The sequence below is a fragment of the Streptomyces aculeolatus genome (genome assembly GCF_020400605.1).
GTDB classification, from domain to species: domain Bacteria; phylum Actinomycetota; class Actinomycetes; order Streptomycetales; family Streptomycetaceae; genus Streptomyces; species Streptomyces aculeolatus.
Genome location: NZ_JAINRD010000001.1, coordinates 895,871 through 914,482 on the forward strand (window position 1 = coordinate 895,871; position 18,612 = coordinate 914,482).

14 protein-coding genes are annotated in these 18,612 nt (G+C 73.7%); 8 read left to right on the top strand and 6 right to left on the bottom strand.

Annotation, left to right across the window (positions count from 1 at the left end; all coding sequences use genetic code 11):
• Nucleotides 1-362: 362 nt before the first annotated feature.
• The 3 genes from LG396_RS03935 (at nt 363) to LG396_RS03945 (ending at nt 4,131) form a co-directional block, all read left to right on the top strand.
• Entirely contained in the window at nt 363-1,907 is a 1,545-nt protein-coding gene (locus tag LG396_RS03935) for a PAS domain-containing protein (protein WP_225793558.1), read from the top strand.
• A 170-nt stretch (nt 1,908-2,077) separates the two neighbouring features.
• Nucleotides 2,078-2,764, top strand: coding sequence for an iron-dependent transcriptional repressor DtxR (locus LG396_RS03940; RefSeq protein ID WP_018839431.1), 687 nt, complete (start codon nt 2,078-2,080; stop codon nt 2,762-2,764).
• 443 nt (nt 2,765-3,207) lie between these two features.
• Nucleotides 3,208-4,131 (top strand): alpha/beta fold hydrolase, encoded by a 924-nt coding sequence (locus LG396_RS03945; protein ID WP_026276581.1) that lies wholly within the window; start codon nt 3,208-3,210, stop codon nt 4,129-4,131.
• A gap of 28 nt (nt 4,132-4,159) precedes the next feature.
• Here LG396_RS03945 and LG396_RS03950 read toward each other — a convergent pair whose 3' ends face one another.
• Nucleotides 4,160-4,804 (bottom strand): hypothetical protein, encoded by a 645-nt coding sequence (locus LG396_RS03950; protein WP_026276582.1) that lies wholly within the window; start codon nt 4,802-4,804, stop codon nt 4,160-4,162.
• A 211-nt stretch (nt 4,805-5,015) separates the two neighbouring features.
• On the opposite strand from LG396_RS03950, the gene LG396_RS03955 reads away from it, so the two are divergent.
• From LG396_RS03955 to LG396_RS03965, 3 genes are all read left to right on the top strand, one after another.
• Nucleotides 5,016-9,929 (top strand): FtsK/SpoIIIE domain-containing protein, encoded by a 4,914-nt coding sequence (locus LG396_RS03955; RefSeq protein ID WP_225793559.1) that lies wholly within the window; start codon nt 5,016-5,018, stop codon nt 9,927-9,929.
• Nucleotides 9,930-10,069: 140 nt separating this feature from the next.
• On the top strand, nt 10,070-10,372 hold the full coding sequence (locus LG396_RS03960; protein ID WP_026276583.1) for a WXG100 family type VII secretion target: 303 nt from the start codon (nt 10,070-10,072) through the stop codon (nt 10,370-10,372).
• A gap of 102 nt (nt 10,373-10,474) precedes the next feature.
• Nucleotides 10,475-10,810 (top strand): hypothetical protein, encoded by a 336-nt coding sequence (locus LG396_RS03965; RefSeq protein ID WP_018854195.1) that lies wholly within the window; start codon nt 10,475-10,477, stop codon nt 10,808-10,810.
• Nucleotides 10,811-10,859: 49 nt separating this feature from the next.
• Here LG396_RS03965 and LG396_RS03970 read toward each other — a convergent pair whose 3' ends face one another.
• The 3 genes from LG396_RS03970 to LG396_RS03980 are packed head-to-tail and all read right to left on the bottom strand — an operon-like array spanning nt 10,860 to nt 13,221.
• A complete protein-coding gene (locus LG396_RS03970; protein WP_225793560.1) occupies nt 10,860-11,573 on the bottom strand; it encodes a hypothetical protein in 714 nt (237 codons plus the stop codon).
• Nucleotides 11,570-12,928 (bottom strand): putative T7SS-secreted protein, encoded by a 1,359-nt coding sequence (locus LG396_RS03975; protein ID WP_225793561.1) that lies wholly within the window; start codon nt 12,926-12,928, stop codon nt 11,570-11,572. The genes LG396_RS03970 and LG396_RS03975 overlap by 4 nt, the downstream gene beginning before the upstream one ends.
• Nucleotides 12,925-13,221, bottom strand: coding sequence for a hypothetical protein (locus LG396_RS03980; protein WP_026276584.1), 297 nt, complete (start codon nt 13,219-13,221; stop codon nt 12,925-12,927). Before LG396_RS03980 ends, LG396_RS03975 begins: the two co-directional genes overlap by 4 nt.
• Before the next feature lie 101 nt (nt 13,222-13,322).
• Here LG396_RS03980 and LG396_RS03985 point away from each other — a divergent pair, with 101 nt between their 5' ends.
• Nucleotides 13,323-13,943, top strand: coding sequence for a hypothetical protein (locus tag LG396_RS03985; protein WP_018839440.1), 621 nt, complete (start codon nt 13,323-13,325; stop codon nt 13,941-13,943).
• A 21-nt stretch (nt 13,944-13,964) separates the two neighbouring features.
• On the opposite strand, the gene LG396_RS03990 is transcribed toward LG396_RS03985, so the two are convergent.
• Together LG396_RS03990 and LG396_RS03995 are read right to left on the bottom strand one after the other, a co-directional pair.
• Complete coding sequence (locus LG396_RS03990; RefSeq protein ID WP_225793562.1) at nt 13,965-15,299, bottom strand: hypothetical protein; 1,335 nt, start codon at nt 15,297-15,299, stop codon at nt 13,965-13,967.
• Nucleotides 15,286-17,376, bottom strand: coding sequence for a hypothetical protein (locus tag LG396_RS03995; RefSeq protein ID WP_225793563.1), 2,091 nt, complete (start codon nt 17,374-17,376; stop codon nt 15,286-15,288). The genes LG396_RS03990 and LG396_RS03995 overlap by 14 nt, the downstream gene beginning before the upstream one ends.
• Before the next feature lie 492 nt (nt 17,377-17,868).
• Between LG396_RS03995 and LG396_RS04000 the strand changes: the two genes are divergently transcribed.
• On the top strand, nt 17,869-18,594 hold the full coding sequence (locus LG396_RS04000; RefSeq protein WP_026276585.1) for a CpaB family protein: 726 nt from the start codon (nt 17,869-17,871) through the stop codon (nt 18,592-18,594).
• Nucleotides 18,595-18,612 lie beyond the last annotated feature (18 nt).

The following is an 18,612-nucleotide window of genomic DNA, read 5'->3' on the forward strand; positions in this document are numbered from 1 at the left end:
ACCCGCGGCCCATTCCCCTTCAGGGGAGCCGGTCGGACGTACCGGCGGACCGCGGGTCGGGTGAACTGCTTGGGATAAGGGCCGGCTGGGCGCGTCCTAGGCGCCCCGGTCCGGCATTGCGCTCAAGCGCGACGGCGGACCACTAGCCCGCAGTCACCTCACGCGTCCGGTACTTCATCATCTGCCGAACCACCTCCCTTCTCGTGTGCCTCACACACTAGGCACGCCTCTGCGGCCACTCAACTGATTTCTGCTGCGCAACGATTTCGGCGGAATGGGGTGTGTGCTGCGTCACGTTCGAGTTGAATGATCCGGGTGCACCACACCACGCACACGACGCCGCGGCGAGCAGGGGGTGCCTGATGAGCGCGACCCGGCGTACCAACCGGGACCGCAGGAACGCCTCCGGCGAACAGGCCGCGGACGCTCCGGAAGCGGGAGACGACGCCGCCGGGTCCCCGCCTGCGGCGGCGGACGCGGCGGCAGCGGACGCGCCGGCGCAGGACCGCCGCGCCGCGGCCCCCGACCTGCTGGTGGCGCTGCTCGACGGCATGGACGCCGCCCTGTGCGCCTTCGACGCCGACGGCGTCGTCACCCACTGGAACCGCGAGGCCGAGCGGCTGCTCGGCTGGACCGCCGCCGAGGCCGTCGGCCGCCGCGGGCTGGCCGGCTGGGCGGCCCGCGCGGAGGACGCCGCCGAGATGGAGGCGCGCCTGATGGGCGCGATGGACGCGCCGGGGCGGCAGGTGCAGGAGTTCGCCCTGGTGCGCAAGGACGGCGGCCGCGTGCTCGTACGCACCCAGACGTCCGCCGTCCGCCCGGGCAGAGGCGGGGCCGGCGGCGAGGCGGGCGGTGTCGCGGTCGGGGTCTACTGCGCGTTCAGCGAGGTCCACGCGCAGATGGACCTGGAGCGGTCGATCGCCTTCAGCGAGGCGCTGTGCGAGGACGCCGCCTGGGGCGTGCTCCTCGTGGACGCGGACCTGCGGCCTGCGCTGGCCAACGGCCAGGCGGCGCGCGTGCTGCGCGCCCGGCGCTCGGGGCTGCTCGGGCGCCCCTTCGGCGAGCTGCTGGAGCAGGGCGCGGAGGAGGTCGAGAGCGCGCTGCAGCACGTCCTGGCGCAGGGCAGCGCCGCGGTCCCCGCCGACGTGTGGGTGACGGTGCGCGGCGAGGCCGGCGGCGATCCGGCGGCACGGCGGCGCTGCCTGCGCGGTGCGTTCGTACGCCTCGCCTCGCCGCTGGCCGAGCACCCGGTGCCGCTCGGCGTCGGCTGGCTCTTCCAGGACGTCACCGAGGCGAAGCTCGCCGAGGACGCGGCCTCCGTGCTGCGCTTCCGCGACCACCAGCTGCACCGCGCCTCGCGCGCGGCGGCCGAGTGCGAGGACCCGATGGAGGCGGCGACGGTCTACCTGGACTTCGCGCTCGCCGGCTTCGCCGACCACGCGCTGGTCGACCTGGCCGCCGCCCCCGCGGAGCCCGGCTCACCGCCCGGCCCCGGCGCCCCGCACGACGCGGGTGCGCCGCCCGGCCCGGTGCAGCTCACCCGGGCCGCGGCCACCCCCGCCGAGGGCCCGGGACCGTGCCTGCCCGCCGGGCCGCACGGCTTCCCCGTGCGCTATCCGGCCGGGCACCCGGCGCTGCAGGCCGTGGAGCGCGGCGGCACGGTGCGCGCGGGCTGCGGCGGCGTGGACCCGGAGGTCGCGGAGGGCTGGTCGGTGGCGCGGAAGTGGCCGCCGGGCACGATGCACGCGCTCTGCACGGTGCTGCGCAGCCGCGGCCGGACGCTGGGGGTCGTGACGTTCCTGCGCGGCGGCGGCCGGCGCGGCTTCACGCGGCAGGACGCGGCGTACGCGGAGGACGTGGCCGTACGGGTCGCGGCCTCGCTGGACCTGGCGGAGCTGCTGGGTTAGGGAACCGCCCGGGCGGGGCCTGGCGACCGTGCTCAGGGGCCGGGCGCAGATCGTCTTTTTCCCGCAGATCGGCGGCGATAGTCAGGCGAAGAGAACGCGGCAGGTCCACTTGTCACTGGGATGAGTCAGAATTGGTGCAGGGCCACCGCACGAGAAATCTAGGGGCACGCATGTCCGGACTGATCGACACAACGGAGATGTATCTCCGCACCATCCTCGAACTCGAAGAGGAGGGCGTCGTCCCCATGCGCGCGAGAATCGCGGAGCGGCTCGACCAGAGCGGCCCCACGGTGAGCCAGACCGTCGCCCGCATGGAGCGGGACGGCCTGGTGCGCGTGGCCGGGGACAGGCATCTGGAGCTGACGGGAGAAGGGCGCATGCTCGCGACCCGGGTGATGCGCAAGCACCGCCTGGCGGAGTGTCTGCTGGTCGACGTGATCGGCCTGGAGTGGGAGCACGTGCACGCGGAGGCGTGCCGCTGGGAGCACGTGATGAGCGAGGCGGTGGAGCGCCGCGTGCTGACGCTGCTGAAGCACCCGACCGAGTCGCCGTACGGGAACCCGATCCCGGGCCTGGAGGAGCTGGGCGAGGAGGCCGAGGCGGACCCGTTCCTGGACGAGGGCATGGTGAGCCTGGGCGCGCTGGGCCCGGACGCCGGGACGGTGATCATCCGCCGGATCGGGGAGCCGATCCAGAAGGACTCCGCGCTCATGTACACGCTGCGGCGGGCGGGTGTGCAGCCGGGCGCCGTGGTGAGCGTGACGGACTCGGCGGGCGGCGTGCTCGTCGGCAGCGGCGGCGAGGCCGCCGAGCTGGACGCCGAGGTCGCTTCGCACGTCTTCGTGGCCAAGCGCTAGATCCGTTCGGGCCAGACCTGTGGCGGGTTTGCGCCGTACCCGCGGTTGGCGTTAAGCGGACCGCGGGATTCCTGTCCGAACGGCAGCGCACCGGGGCCGGGCGTGCCACGCTGTCGCTGACGTCACCAGGGAGGGGTGGGTCATGCCGCTGACATATCCGGACGCCCGTGCGGCTTCCGGAGGTGTGCCGAGGGCCCCGGCGCCTGGCTCGCCGGGGCCCCGCCTCCCCGTACCGACCCGGAGCCCCGAGCTCCCAGGGTCGTCTCCCCACGGACCCGATGTCCCCGATGCGGGTCCGCCTCCCGGTCTCTGTCTCCCCGCGACGATCGCGGCCAATCCCCGGCCGTGGTCACTCGAACGAGGGGTGTTGGGGCCCGTACCGCGGTGTTCGAATAGATATTCGATAGCCTGAGCTTCGCCGAACGGATTGGGGGTGTCGGCACATGGTTCGTCGTATCAACGTGACGGGGGCGGGTGGGCTGCGTCTCGCCGCCTGGGAGTACGGAGACCCGCCGAAGCGCGGTGCCGACCGCATCGTGGCGCGTGCGCGGTCCGCCGCAGCCCCGGCCGGGGGCCCGCCGGGCACGGCCCCGCAGGACCGCCCCGGCGTGCTGTTATTGCACGGCCTGATGGGCCGCGCTTCCCACTGGGCGACCACCGCCCGCTGGCTCTCCGGCCGCTCCCGCGCCATCGCGCTCGACCAGCGCGGGCACGGACGCAGCGACAAACCGGGGGACGGCCCGTTCGACCGCGAGGCGTACATCGCGGACGCCGAGGCCGTCATCGAACAGCTCGACCTCGCGCCCGTGGTCCTCATAGGCCACTCGATGGGCGCGCTGACCGCCTGGCAGCTCGCCGCCCGCCGCCCCGACCTGGTACGCGGGCTGGTGATCTGCGACATGCGGGCCTCCGCGCTGGGCGCGGCCTCGCAGCGCGAGTGGGAGGAGTGGTTCCGCTCCTGGCCGACCCCCTTCGCCACGCTCGCCGACGTCCGCAGGTGGTTCGGCGAGGACGACCCCGTCCTGGAGCGTCCGCGCCCCGCGCGCGGCGAGTTCTACGCCGAGGTGATGGCCGAGCGCGCGGACGGCTGGCGCCCCGTCTTCTCCCGCCGGCAGATGCTGCGGGCCCGTGAGACCTGGGTGCACGACGCGCACTGGGAGGAGCTGGCCCTCGTGCAGTGCCCCGCCCTGGTGATCCGCGGCATCGACGGCGAGCTGGGGCGGGCGGAGGCGCAGGAGATGGTGCGCGTCCTGCCCCGCGGGGCGTACGCCGAGCTGGAGGCCGGCCACCTGCTGCACCTGGAGGACCCCGAGGCGTTCCACCGCGCGGTGGAGCCGTTCCTGAAGGACGTGCTCACGCCGAAGTGACGGGGGAGCGGGGCGCGTTGCCCGCCCGCTACTCGCCGACGAACCGGAAGGTCGACGTGATCGCGTCGAACACGTCGAAGAACGAGTCCGCCAGGTCCAGCACCTGGCTGCTGCCCGCGACCAGCGCCACCTTGCCCTCCTGGCCGGGAACCGGGATGAAGGTCTGCATCAGCACGGCGCGGATCGTGCGGTCGTCGCCGGGGATCTTGACGTCCTCGACGCCCTGCGTGCGGGCCGCGGTGCCGATGCCCTCGATCTCGACCGTCGAGACCTTCCGCCAGGCGTCGCCCTCCTTCTTCGGCCGGATCTGCTTGATCTGGCCCACGATCAGCGCCGGGTCGGTCGGCAGCAGCTCGCCGCTCTCGGTGCGGGCGCCGATGAGGGAGACGGTGATCGAGCCGGTCACCGGCACCTCGCCGCCGAAGGTCTCCGCCATGCAGCCGCAGTACAGGGCGCCGGAGGCCCAGGCGTCCTTGGCGGCCTTGCGCAGGAACGCCTCCAGCACGCCGCGCTGCTCGGCCAGTTCGGGGTTGCGGCGGACCCGGTCGTTGACCATCTGCCGGATGCCGTCGTCCCGGGACTCGGGCCGTACGTCGAACTCCCACCACGACTCCGGCACCCGGATCCGGAAGCCTCCGCGCTCGATCGTGAGCGCTTCCATCCAGCGGCTCATGCTGCCCCCTCTGTCGCACGTGTCGCACGCCCCGTCGCGCGCCGTGCCCCGCGGCCGGGCCGCGGCGGCGTAGTTATCCACAATCCCGGATACGCGCTGTTCCCGCGAAGCCCGGGGCGGATATCGTTTCGTAGACCCTAGTGTCCGAGCTGAACGCATTTCCGCGGGGGGAAAGCCGGGGAACAGCCGGGGACGTTCGAGGAGGATCAGCGTGCGCCTCACCCTGACCGTCGTCGATCCGCTCGGGGGCGACCGTGCCGACGTCGTCCTCGACGCCGAGGCGGAGTCGTCCGTCGGCGACGTCGCCCGCGTCCTGGCCGGGCAGCTCGACTCGCCGCCACCGCCGGCCGCTCCGGCGGCGTACGGCGCGCCGCAGGCCGTCCAGGTCCCGGCCCAGCATGCGCAACAGGCCCAGCACGCGCACGTCCAGGCAGCTCCGGCGCAGGCGCCCGGCGGCTGGGCCGCGGCCGGCCCGCCGCCGGCGGCCGCGCCCTTCGGCGCGCCCGGCGCCCCGCCGCAGCAGGCAGGACCGGTGGCGCCCGCGCCCCCGCCCGTCTTCGTCGACGGCTTCGCCGTCGACCCCGGCCTGCCCGTCGCCCAGTCGCCCCTGCGCGAGGGCACGGTCGTCAGCCTCTACGACCCGGTGGGCTGCCCGCCCCGCGAGGTCACCGGCCTGGTCGAGCTGCGCGTCGTCGGTGGCCCCATGGCCGGCGCGGTGCACCGCCTGGGCCTCGGCCGCGTCGACGTCGGCAGCGGCAACGCGACGCACATCCGCGTCGGCGACCCGGAGTTGCCCGAGCGCGCCTTCAGCCTCACCGTCTCCGCCGACGGCACGTGCAAGGTCCACGTCCACGGCGACCAGGAGAAGGCCACCCTCGACGGCACCACGTTCGCGGAGCTGGCCAAGCCCAGGGAGAAGTCGGACGACGACGACACCCGCAGGGCCCGCAGGCGCCGCCGCCGCGAGGCCCGCCGGGAGGCGCGCCGCAGCCGGCGCTCGGGTGCCCCCGCGGCCCCGCCGCTGCCGCAGGAGCCGCCGCAGAGCAAGGACGCCTGGCCGTACGGGTCCCAGGTCGCCGTGGGCAACTCGCTGTTCGAGCTGGTGCGTTACGCCCCGCCGGACGCCGCCGTCGCCGTCTCCGACGACGGCGCCGGGCTCGACTACAACCGCCCGCCGCGCCTGCTGCCGCCCGACCGCGAGACCCGCTTCAAGCTGCCCGCGCCGCCCAAGGAGGGCCAGGCCCGGCCGCTGCCCTGGCTGATGGCGCTGATGCCGGCCGTCATGGGCGTGACGATGTGCCTCGTCATGGGCCGCTGGTACTACCTGCTGATGGCGTTCATGAGCCCGATCATCATGATCGGCAACTACTTCATGGACAAGAAGCACGGCCGCAAGTCCCACGTGAAGGCCGTCGCCGAGTACAAGGAACACAAGGCCCGGATCGAGAAGGACGCCCGCGACGCCCTCGTCGCCGAGCGCAACGAGCGGCGGCTGGGCGGCCCCGACCCCGCGCTGCTGCTCTCCACCGCCACCGGTCCGCGCACCCGGCTGTGGGAGCGGCGCCGTACCGACGCCGACCACCTGCTGATCCGCTTCGGCACCGCGGAGCTGGACTCCGAAGTCCTGCTGGAGGACCCCGAGCAGGACGAGCACCGCCGCCAGGTGCTGTGGAAGATCCAGGACGCGCCGGTCACCGTGCCGCTGCGGCAGGCCGGCGTCCTGGGCATCGCCGGCGCCGGCGACACCCCGCGCTCCCTCGGCCGCTGGGCCGTCGCGCAGGCCGCGGTCCTGCACAGCCCGCTGGACGTCCAGTTCTACGTGCTGACCGAGCCCGGCGGGCAGTCCGGCTGGGACTGGATGCGCTGGCTGCCGCACGCCCGCCCGCCCGGGGAGTACGACACCAACGCGCTGGTCGGCACCGACACCGAGACCGTCGCCGCGCGCATCGCCGAGCTGACCCAGCTGCTCGACGCCCGGCAGAAGGCCGCCAAGGACCAGCGGGCCAGCGGGCCGACGTCGTTCAAGGACCCCGACATCGTCATCGTCTTCGACGGCTCGCGCCGGCTGCGTTCGCTGCCCGGCGTGGTGCGGCTGCTGCGCGAGGGCCCCGCGGTGTCGATGTTCGCCATCTGCCTCGACTCCGAGGACCGCTTCCTGCCGGGCGAGTGCCAGGCGATCGTCGTCGCCGAGCCCAAGCCGGAGGAGCACGGCCCGCGGGCAGTCGCCGCGCAGGGCATCCCCATGCAGCAGGTGGCCGGGGCCGGCGGGCCCGGCGGCGCCGGGGGCTTCCCCCCGTTCCAGGTCGGCGCCTGGGGCACCGGCCACTCGCAGGACGCCGCGCAGCGCGCCGCCGCCGCCGACGGCACGGGGCCGATCCGGCTCCGCGTCGAACAGGCCGGCGCGGAGCGGCGCCGCGGGGTGCGCCCGGACTTCGTCTCGCCCGCGTGGTGCGCGCTGGTGGCGCGCGGCCTGTCGCCGGTGCGCGACATCAGCGGCGAGGCCGAGGACGCGGCCATCCCGTCGTCCAGCAGGCTGCTCGACGTGGTGGAGCTGGAGCCGCCGACCGGGGACGCCATCGCCGCCCGCTGGCAGATCGGCGGCCAGTCGACGACCGCGGTCATCGGCGAGTCGTACGACGGCCCGTTCGCCATCGACATCCGCAAGGACGGCCCGCACGGCCTCATCGCCGGCACCACCGGCTCCGGCAAGTCCGAGCTGCTGCAGACGATCGTCGCGGCGCTCGCGGTGACCAACACCCCCGAGAACATGACCTTCGTCCTCATCGACTACAAGGGCGGGTCCGCGTTCAAGGACTGCGTCAAGCTGCCGCACACGGTCGGCATGGTCACCGACCTCGACAACCACCTCGTCACCCGCGCCCTGGAGTCGCTGCGCGCCGAGCTGCACCGCCGCGAGCACATCCTCGCCGACGCCGAGGCCAAGGACATCGAGGACTTCCAGGACCTGCTGCGCCGCGAGCCCGGGAGGTACGCGCCGCTGCCCCGGCTGCTGCTCGTCATCGACGAGTTCGCCGCCATGGTCCGCGAGCTGCCCGACTTCGTCACCGGCCTGGTCGACATCGCCGCCCGTGGCCGTTCCCTCGGCATCCACCTGATGCTCGCCACCCAGCGCCCCAGCGGCGTGGTCTCCCCGGAGATCCGCGCGAACACCAACCTGCGCATCGCGCTGCGCGTCACCGACGGCGGCGAGTCCGCGGACGTCATCGACGCCCCGGACGCCGGCTTCATCGCCAAGTCCATGCCCGGCCGCGCCTATGTGCGCCTGGGCCACGCCTCCCTCGTCCCCTTCCAGTCCGGCCGCGTCGGCGGCCGCCGCCCCGGTGCCGCCGACCCGGCGACGGCCCGGCCCTGGGCCGGCCGTCTCGGCTGGGCCGAGCTGGGGCGCGGCGCGCTGAAGCGGCCCGCGGGCGCGCAGCAGGAGGAGGACGAGATCACCGACCTGAAGGTGCTCGTCGACGCGGTCAACGAGGCGAACGAGCGCCTGGGCATCCCCGAGCAGCACAGCCCGTGGCTGCCCGCGCTGCCCGACAGCGTCGAGCTGGACGCGCTGCCCGCGCCGCAGGGCGCAGGACCGCTGCCCCCGGCGCCGTACGGCATCGAGGACCTGCCGGCGCAGCAGGCCCGGCGCACCGTCGCCATCGACTTCGCCGACTTCGGGCACCTCATCGTCGGCGGCGCCCCGCGCAGCGGGCGTTCGCAGATGCTCCGTACGATCGCGGCCTCCCTGGCCCGTACGCACTCGATCGCCGACCTGCACCTGTTCGGCATCGACTGCGGCAACGGCGCGCTCAACGCGCTGACCCGGCTGCCGCACTGCGGCGCCGTCGTCAGCCGCAACCAGACGGAGCGCGCGGTGCGCCTCATCGGCCGGCTCAAGCAGGAGCTGGGCCGCCGCCAGGAACTGCTGGCCGCCGACGGCTTCGCCGACATCGCCGAGCAGCGGGCCGCGGCGTCGGACCCGGAGCAGAAGCTGCCCTACACGGTGGTGCTCCTCGACCGCTGGGAGGGCTGGCTGCCGACCCTCGGCGAGATCAACCACGGCGATCTGACCGACGAGATCTACGGGTTGCTGCGCGAGGGCGCGAGCGTCGGCATCCACATGATCATCACCGGTGACCGCAGCGTGCTCACCGGCCGGATCAGCACGCTCACGGAGGACAAGTTCGCCTTCCGGCTGCCCGACCGCTCCGACTTCTCCATGATCAGCCTCAACGCCCGCAACATCCCGGAGGACATCGAGCCCGGCCGGATGTTCCGCGCGGAGAGCGGTCTGGAGACGCAGATCGCGGTCCTCTCCGACGACCTGTCCGGTGCCGCCCAGGCCGCCGCCGTCGCCGCCATCGGCGAGGCGGCGACGGAGCGGGACGCGGCGGTGCCGCGCTCGCTGCGCCCGTTCCGCGTCGACGTGCTGCCCAGCCGCCTCGGCTTCGAGGAGGCGTGGGAGATGCGCGACGTGCAGGCCCAGGAGGGATCGAAGCTGTGGGCGCTGGTCGGCGTCGGCGGCGACGAGCTGATGGGCTTCGGGCCGAACCTGGCCGACGGCATCCCGGCGTTCATCATCGGCGGCCCGGCCAAGTCCGGCCGCAGCACGGTGCTGAAGTCGATGGCGCTGACCCTGCTCCAGCAGGGCGTGCGCCTGGTCATCGCCGCGCCGCGCCCGTCGCCGATGCGCGATCTGGCGGACCGCGAGGGCGTGTTGCAGGTCTTCACCGAGGACGACATCGACGAGGACGAGATGCACGACCTGCTCAAGCAGGCGTCCCCGGACGAGCCGATCGCGGTGCTGGTGGACGACGCGGAGATGCTGACCAACTGCGACGCGGGCGACGAGTTCAAGGCCATCTCGCGCCGCGGCGCGGAGCGCGGCTGGGCGCTGGTGCTCGCGGGCGACGAGGAGGAGGTCGCCTCGGGCTTCTCCGGCTGGCAGGTGGAGGCCAAGAAGGCCCGCCGCGGTGTCGCCCTGTCCCCGCAGGACCCGTCGGCGGGCGACCTCATCGGCATCCGGCTCAACCGCGGTTCGGTCGGCGACCAGGTGCAGCCCGGCAAGGGCCTGCTGCACCTGGGCGACGGCGAGCCGTTCGCGGTGACGACGCCGCTGGCGTGACTGCCGCCGCCGCGGCCGGATATGACCCTGCAACCGCGGGGGCGGCGGATTGCGTCTACGGTTGCGAGATACGAACGATGCATGACTGACGTCTCGGGGAGGGCCCTCGCGACGACGAGAAAAACGGGAGGGTAGCTGCCATGGGCAAGGCCGATGTCGATGTTACATATCAGGACATGCGGGATGCCGCCAAGCGACTCAAGGACGAGCGGCAGGACATCGACCGCAAGCTGGATGACCTGCGCAAGTACATCCAGAGCCTGGTGAGCGACGGCTACGTGACCGGTCGGTCCTCGAAGCAGTTCGACCAGTCCTTCGACGAGTTCACCACCGGTGCGAAGAAGACCATCGAGGGCCTTGAGGGAATGGGCGACTTCCTGAAGTCCGCCGCCGAGGCCTTCGAGAACCTGGACTCCGAGCTGGAGAAGGGCCTCAAGGGCTGACCTTCGCGATTCGGTTCGGTTCGTTTCGCTTGGCCGGGGCGCCGTGGCATCGTTGGTTCGGTGCGGCGGCGCCCCGCTTCGTAGGGACTGGGGGAGAGGCTCATGGGCAACGACGGCGACAGGCTGGCGATTCCGCTCAGCGAACTCGACGGTTTCGGCGGGCGGCTGCGCAGCATCAAGAACCGGATGAACCGCACCAAGGCCACCTTCGAGTCGTACCGCGACGACATCGGTGACGGCGGCGTGGTCGACAAGCTGGAGGACTTCGAATCCGGCTGGAAGGACGGCCGCGGCGACATCGACGACCAGTTGACGAGCCTGGCGGAGATGTCCGACACCGTGGTGCGCGAGGCCCACAAGGTGGACGTGGACCTGGAGAAGGAACTGCAGAAAGGCACGAAGAAGGAGGAGAGCCAGGTCGGCGGCGGCAAGCAGTGACCGCCGGAGCCGGGCCCTTCCTCCCGTTCCTCCCGCTCCTTGCTTCCCGTTACTCCCCGCTCTCCGCCGAGCCGCCGCCCGTGGGCACGTCGAAGCCGAAGGTGCGGCCGACGTGCGCGAGCCGCATGCAGTAGGAGTCCAGCAGGAAGACGGACGGCGTGGCGATCGTGACGTACGCGCAATAGCCGTACGGCGCCGGCACGACGAGCTGGAGCGACGCGAACGGGATCACCGGCCCCGCGGCCCCTGACTCGCCGGCCGGCAGGGTGAGCGAGCGCAGCGACGCCGACATCACTCCGGGCCCGCCGGGGAGCTTCACCGCCAGCAGCATGTCCTGCTCGCCCTGGAGCCCCTTGCCCAACTCGTAGTCCAGCTCCGCCGGTTCCTTCTGCCCGGCGAAGAACTTCTGCTCCTTGGCGCGGTAGATCCCCTCGGCCGCCATGAGCTGGTCGTCGTGGTCGCTGGGCCGGGCGGACACGGCGAGCAGCCCCATGGACAGCCGCTCCTCGCCCCCCACGTCCTCGGTGCCGGCGCACATGGCGGTCAGGACGGTCGTCTCGCCGCCCTCCTCCAGCATGGGCAGGAACCTGCGCATCTGCAGCCCGGCGGCCGCCAGTTCCTCCTCGTTCGCCTCCGGCATCAGCCGGCCCAGCGCCTCGTCCCAGCCCGCCAGGGTGTCCGCCTCGGGGAGGCGGACGAACTCGTCCGGCACCCGGTAGCTGAACGCGTACGGGACCTTGCGCGTACCCTCCCGTGTCGTCATGCCGCCGTCCCCATCTGCGAGGGGTTGAGCCCGCGGGTGAAGCTGTCGCCCGCCGACGCCAGCATCGCCGGCGGGTCGACCTGCGGCCCCAGCGGACCGGGCGCGACCACGTCGGGCTCCGGCGGCCGGTAGGCGGCCAGCGCGGAGATCGGCCCGACGACGGGGATGTCGGCGATGTTCCAGTTGCCGTCGGTCCACCGGCCGGGGTTGATGTTGGAGCCGATGGCGAAGCCCGCGCCGGCGATGGTGGCGGACCAGTCGACGAGGTTGCCCGCGGCCACGTGCGCCCAGCCCTGGCCCGACATGGCGAAGCCGCGCAGGGAGTTGGCCATGCCGCTGGGCAGCCTGGCCAGGTTGCCCCAGTTGCCGGGGCCGATCCGGCCGAGGGTGGCGGCGAGCCCTTCGGTGGCGCGCAGGTTCCGCCCGGCCTGTACCAGCGCCCGGCCGCCCTGCGCGAGCCGCGCCCCGGCGACGCTGAGGCCGCCGGCGAACACGCCGGCCGCGTCCCAGGCCAGGGTCTGCCACGTCATGCCCTCCGCGCCGCCGGCCAGCGCGATGGCGTGCGCCGCGAACGCCCCGATGCCGACGTACAGGCCGATCAGCGCCAGGCCCGCGATGCCGCCGAACGGGATGGCGAAGAGGCAGATGATGCCGATGACCATGGCGACGTCGGCCAGGATGTCGCCGATCAGCTTCCAGAAGTTCGGGTCGGTGATCGTGTCCCACGCGGCTTCGAGGAGGTTCCCGAGGTCGTCGAGGCGGCGCTCGAACCAGTTGGGCTCCGGCGGGGCGTCGTCCGCCGCGTTCTTGATCTGCCGCGCGGCCGTCTCGGCGTCGCCGTTGAACTCCGCGTTCAGTGTCCGCGCCCGGCCCCGGATCGCTTCCAGCTCGGCGTTCGCGGTGTCGAGCGAATCGCTCTTGCCCTTCTTGTCCTTCTTGTGTTCTTCCTTTTCCTTGTCCGTCATCCCCTCGGTGTCGCCCGACAGCCCGTCCAGCGCCCGCTGCGCCGTGCCGACGCGGGCGGCGGCGTCCTCGGCCTCCCGTTCCAGCTTGCGGGCGCGGCTCTGGTAGCCGGTCAGGCTGGTCTCCCACGAGGACAGCGCCCGGTGGGCGGCGTTGAGGGAGGTGAGGGCCTTCTCCAGATACGGGGGGATCTCGGACACGGAGTCGCTGAAGGCGTCGGCCGCCTTGCCGACCCAGATGCCGTCCGTCTCCCCGATCCGCTTGAGCTGGGACTGCGCGGTCCCGCTCTGGCCGGTGACCGCGCCTATCGCGGTGACGAGGCGGCTTACCGTGTCGAGGTCGCCGGGCGCCGGGTCGAAGCCCAGGTTCGTGAAGTCCTCCGGGCGCGTCACTTCTTGCCCGCCTTCTGCAACTCGTCGTGGAGCTTCTTGTCCAGCTTCTCCAACTCGTCGGCGGCCGTGACGACGAACTTCGAGACACCCTTCGTGAGCTTGGAGAGCTGGCCGAAGCCGTAGTCCCACGAATCCGCGAAGTCGTCGCACGCCGAGCGCAGCTCGTCGTGGCCGACGAGGCTCGCGTCGGTGTTCGCGATCTTCTTCGAGGACTCCTTCATGCGGTCCCCGCTGGACTCCAGGGTCCTGGCCATCGCCATGACGTCGTCATGGAAGAACCTCAGAAATGACACAAATCCCCCCGGAGGTCGGAACTGTTACCCAACCTAAGATGCCTGTCGCCGCATGATAGGAAGCGGAATAGGGCACGTACGGTTCCACACGAAGGACGGCGATGTCACTACGGCCGCAACTCCGGACCCAGCTCGGGGCGCTGCTGAAGGCGGGAGAGCAGGGCGCCGAGACGTATACGACGATCAACCCCTGGAACTCCCGGCAGACGTTCGCGGCCTTCGCCTACCTCGCCGAGCAGTACGGATACCGCTACGCGGGCCTCTCCGCGAAGCACGGCACGAGCCGCAGCCACCCCGTCTTCGCCTTCCGCCGCCTCCCGGACGCGGTGGAACGGGCGACCCGCACCCGCGCCCGGTACCCGGACGCCCCCCTGGGCGGCCCCCTCCCGGGTCTGGCGCCGGGCCGCGGGGCCGAGCCGCTGCCGGAGGCGCGGCAGGAGGTGGAGCTGCTGCACGCCCGGATCAAGGTGGACCTCTACGGCACGTCGCGCCGCGGCCGCCTGAGGATGCTCGCGGTGGCGGTCCCGCTCGGCGTCCTGCTCGCCCTGGCGGTCAACGGCGCCCTGGACCCGGTGCCGCTGGCGGTGGCGGGCGGGATCTCGGTGGCGTGGTGGCTGTACCTGTGGCTGGCGTCGGCCCTCATGCAGCGGGGGCAGCGCAGGTACAGCACGATGCTGGAGCAGGCGGGCATCGAGTGGCCGCCGGGGAACGCCCCCGGCTGACACCGCGTGCCGTACGGGCCGTCAGTCCCGGCTGCGGGTGAAGTCGCCCCTCGCTATGCGGGGGGCCAGGGGGTCGCGGGTCAGGGAGCCGTAGCCCGTGGCCGCCCAGACGCTGGACTCCGCGGGCACCTCGAAGTACGGGACCTCCCGGCCGGCCGCCGTGTCCGTCAGGACCTCCGGGGCGCGGCGTTCGCGGATCGCCTTGGCGCAGGTGCCGCAGGCGGCGACGTGGAGTTGGCGGCGGCTGCCCATCGGGCGCCAGCGGGTGCGGTGGGCGGCGCGGCCGTGGAGGGGGCTGAAGAAGCACAGCGGGAGCGGGGCGCTGCGCCGGGGGCGCGTGGTGCGGGCGGCTTCCAGGGCGTCGCGGCCCTCCGCGACCAGGGCCAGCACGCCGGCCAGGTCGGCGCGGCCGCGGGCGCCGTCGAGGACGGTACCCGCGGCGGCGTATGCGTCAAGCGCGGCGTGGAGGTGGGCGGCCCGGTCGGGGGCGCCGGCCTCCACTTCCCGTACCGCCTCGCCCAGGGCCACGACCTCCTCCTCCGCGCGGCGCCTCAGCTCCGCCTCGTCCGCGGCGCGGGCCGCCGCGAACACCGCCTGCGGCGTCGCGAACGGCGCCGCGGCGGTGCGGGAGCCGCGGCGGCGGAGGAGCACCCCGGCGGCGACGACGAGCGCGACCGCCACCGCGCCGAGGATCAGCAGCAGGGCTGAACCGCCGCCGTCCTCGTCCCCCTCCTGCTCCGGTTCTTCCGTCTTCTCCGCGGGGCCGGTGCCCGCGCCGAGGTCGGCCACCGCCTCGTCGTAGACCTCGGTGCCGTTGCCCGCGGCGATCAGGTCGACGGCCTTCTCCACGCGCGCGGCGAGCCCGGCGTCCCTCATCTCGTCCAGGTGCCCCACGGCGCCGACCGCGTCACGCGCCTGGTGCGCGTCGCCGGGCCACTCGAAGCCCGCCAGCCAGTCGGCCTGTTCGCTCGTCGTGACGAGGATCAGGTCCCCGCCGCCGAGCCGCCCCCGCACCACCTCCGCGAGCGTCCCGGGGTCCCCGGCGAAGTCGTCGCCCTTGGCGAGCGGCACGAGCACCACCTTGACGGGCAGCCCGGTCTCCTCGATCCGCGCGGCGAGGGCGCGCTGCCGCGCCTTGTCCACGGCCCCGGTGTAGGCGTCGTGCACGTAGACGGGGGAGTCGCGGAGCCGGTCGGCGATCCGCTCCCCGGGGCTGGGCGCCGCCTGGGCGGCGGCGGTGGGCAGGAGGACGAGCAGCAGCGCGGCCAGCGCGGCCAGCGTCGTCAGTGCGGCAACAGCCGCGCCGCGCCCCGGCGTCCCGCCGGCGCGCCCGGGTCCGTACTCAGTCGGGGACACCTGCGGCCTCCTGTACCTCGCGGATCAGTCGGGGGACTCCCTCGCCCGCCGCGCGCAGCGGGCCGGGGACCGTCTCGTACGGGACACGCGCCTGCCCTCGCGGCGCCGGGAGCGTGAGGCGCAGCGCGTGCGCCTCACGCGGGTCCGCCGCAGCCGCCGCGCGGCAGCCCGGGCAGAGCGGCACGGCGCGGGCGGGGGCTCCCGGTGCCAGGCGGGTGCGCTGCCTGGCGCGGGCGGGGCCGTGCATCGGGTTCAGCGTGCACAGGTGGACCGGGGTGCCGGGGCCGGCGAGCGTCGCGCGGCCCGCGCGGGCCAGGGCGATGGCCGCGGCCAGCGCCTCCGGGGGTGCGGCCGCGTCGATACGGCCGTCCTCCTCCGCGTCGACCAGCAACTGCGCCGCGTCCAGGCAGTCCCACACCCTGACCCGCACCGCCCCGCGCGGGTCGGCCGCCTCGAACTCCGCCGCCAGCGCCTCCAGTTCCGCGTGCGCCGTCCGCCTCAGGTACGCCTCCGAGGGGGCGGCCGGCGCCTCGTACAGCGGCCCCGGGCCGCCGGTGGCGCCGGCAGGCCCGCGCCGCCCGCCGCCGACGAGCCGCACCGCGCCCGCGACCAGGCCGAACGCCAGCCCCGCGGCCAGCGCCCCCACGACCAGCCCCGGTACGAAGTCCGCCGCGAACACCGACGGCAGCGCGTCCTCCGCCACCGGGTCCGGCGGGTCCATCGGCGATGGCGCCGCCCCCGGGTCGCCGCCCGGCCGCGCGCCGGTCAGCTCCTCGATGAGCAACTCCACCCGCTCGCCCAGCCGCAGGTCGTCGTCGTCCGCGTCCCGCGGCGGGTACCCGATCTCCCGCGGCAGCAGATAGAGGTCGACGTCCAGCCCGATCCCGTGGTCCACGGCCTGCACCTGGCCGCTGCGCGGATCGGCCAGCACGTAGACGCCGTCCTCGCCGACCGCCCGCCCGAGCGACTTCAGGAACGTGTCCCCCTGCCCGCCGGACTCGTCCTCCGGCGCGATCGGTACGGAGGCCACGTACACCGGGACTTCGAGGCTGCCGATCTTCCTGCGCAGCCCCGTCCGCTCCTCCTCGTCGATCTGCGCGGGCGACTCGGGGTCCACGTACACCGGGTCCTCGGCCAGCCCCGCCGACACGCGGTCCAGCCGGGCCGCCATGTCCGCACGCGTCGGCGGCGGGCCCGGGTCCGTCGTCTCGTCGTCGAACACCGCCGCCGCGCCCAGCGCGATGGCCCCGGCCAGCACCACCGCCGTCGCGACCGCAGCGCCCGCCCCGCCTCCGAGGGCACCCGCGACGCCGCCGCGGGCCCGGGACTCGGCGTCCGGGAGAGCCGCCCGCCGCGCCCGCCGGCGCAGCACGTACAGCACGAGCAGCAGCGCCAGCAGCGGCACCCCGGCGAGCAGGATGCCCGTCAGGAACGACTGGTTCTCCCGGTCGGTACGCGTGATGTGCAGCCGGTCCGGCTCCTCGTCCGGCGCGCTGCCAGCGTCGCTGCCGTACTTCTCCCGCGCCTCCTCCGCGCGCCCCGCCGGGTCGTCGTCGGTCAGCGCCTCCACGAAGCGCTGGAACGTCAGCAGCGGCCCGGCGTCGTACGGCAGTTCATACTGCGCGACGGTCGTCGCCGACTCCGCCGGCACGTCGACGCCGAAGGGCACCGCGGTGACGCCGATGCCGCTGCTGTCCAGCAGGACGTACAGCCCGTCCCGGCGCAGCCTGTCGTGCACCGCGCCGAGCAGCCGCTCGTCGAACGGGCCGCGCTCGGGCAGCAGTACGACGTACGTCGGCACACCCGCCTTCTCCGCGGTCTTCGCGAACTCCGGTGCGGAGGACCGCGCGATCTCGCGGGGGGCCTGGTCCGTCACGTACACCGGGTCCTCGCGCAACCGCTCCGCCAGATACGCCGCCTGCCCGGCGCCGTCCCCCTCCGCCCGGCCCGCGGCGACCGCGCCGCCCGCCGCCGTCCCGGGCAGGAGCGCCAGGAGCAGCAGCAGTCCGACGGCCACGGACCGGCGGGCGCCCCCGGCGCACGCCGACGCGGCCGCGGCCCTCACGGCCTTCACCATCCCCCCGGACCTCCCGAGCCCGCCGCGCACCCGCTGCCGCACCGGCCGTCGCATGTGTATCCCCCTTTCCCACCGGATCGTAGCGACGACCACCGACATCCGTAATCGCGCCCCGACGCCCGCGGAATTCCATCCATTTGACGAGTTGGCGAGTGCACATATCCGGATTCGCCAATACCCGGTCCGCTCGTCTGTCACAGAGGAGCCCGCCAACGGGCCCGCCGGCCCCCGCACCCGGCGCGCGCGTGGGCCCGTACGCCCGTCGGTGCGTGCCCCCCGCGCCCCTGCAAGCTGGTGATTTGCGGTCCCGGCACGGTTGTCGTCTCAGCTATCGGAACTGTCGATGGGCTGTGACGCTCTCGTTGCCTGACGCGGGTTGAGGGGGGTTTAGGCTACTGCTACGGTTCGATGGCTTGACAACCTGTTGCGGCGTTCTCGGCCGATCAGGTAGGGGAATTTCGGCCAGGAAACGGCGAGTTACGGGGTGATTCCGTGAAGACCAGGGAACGCACGGCAGCCGCGGGCGGCAGGTCGGCCGCCCCTGTTCCGCAGTCCGGCGACAGACTGCCGTTTGCTCCTCGCGAACGCAAACCGGCGCTGGCGGCACTGGCCGTGCTCCTGATCCTCGCCGGCGCGCTGGGCACCGCCGTGCTCGTGCTGCGCGCGGGCAACCAGGTCGCCGCCGTGCAGATCTCCGACCGCGTCCCCGCGGGCGAGGGCATCTCCGACTCGGACGTCGAGCAGGTGATGATGCCGAAGGACAGCGACGTCCCGTACATCCGCTGGGACCAGCGCAGCCAGCTCGGCGACTTCTACGCCACCACCGACCTCGTCCCCGGCAGCGTCCTGGTCCCCGAGATGATCCAGGAAGGCAAGGGCCTCAAGGAGGGCCAGACCGTGGTCGGCGTGACCATGGAGGCCGCGCAGATGCCCGGCGGCCTGGTCGACGGCGCCCGCGTCGACGCCTACTACGTCGGCGACAGCCCGACCACCGGCGACAGCGGCGACAGCGGCACCGGCTCCTCCGGCAGCGTCGCGGCCGGCGAGGTGCTCGCCGAGGGCGTCAAGGTGCAGAGCATCAGCCGCGGCGACGAGGGCACGGTCACCAGTGGAACCGTCACCGTCAATCTCCTCGTCGACAAGGCACAGGCGGGTCCTCTCGTGGCGGCGGCGTCCGAGAAGGAGATCGGCCTGACTCTCGTATCCAGCGGTAGCTGACGTCGTAACGGGTCTTCA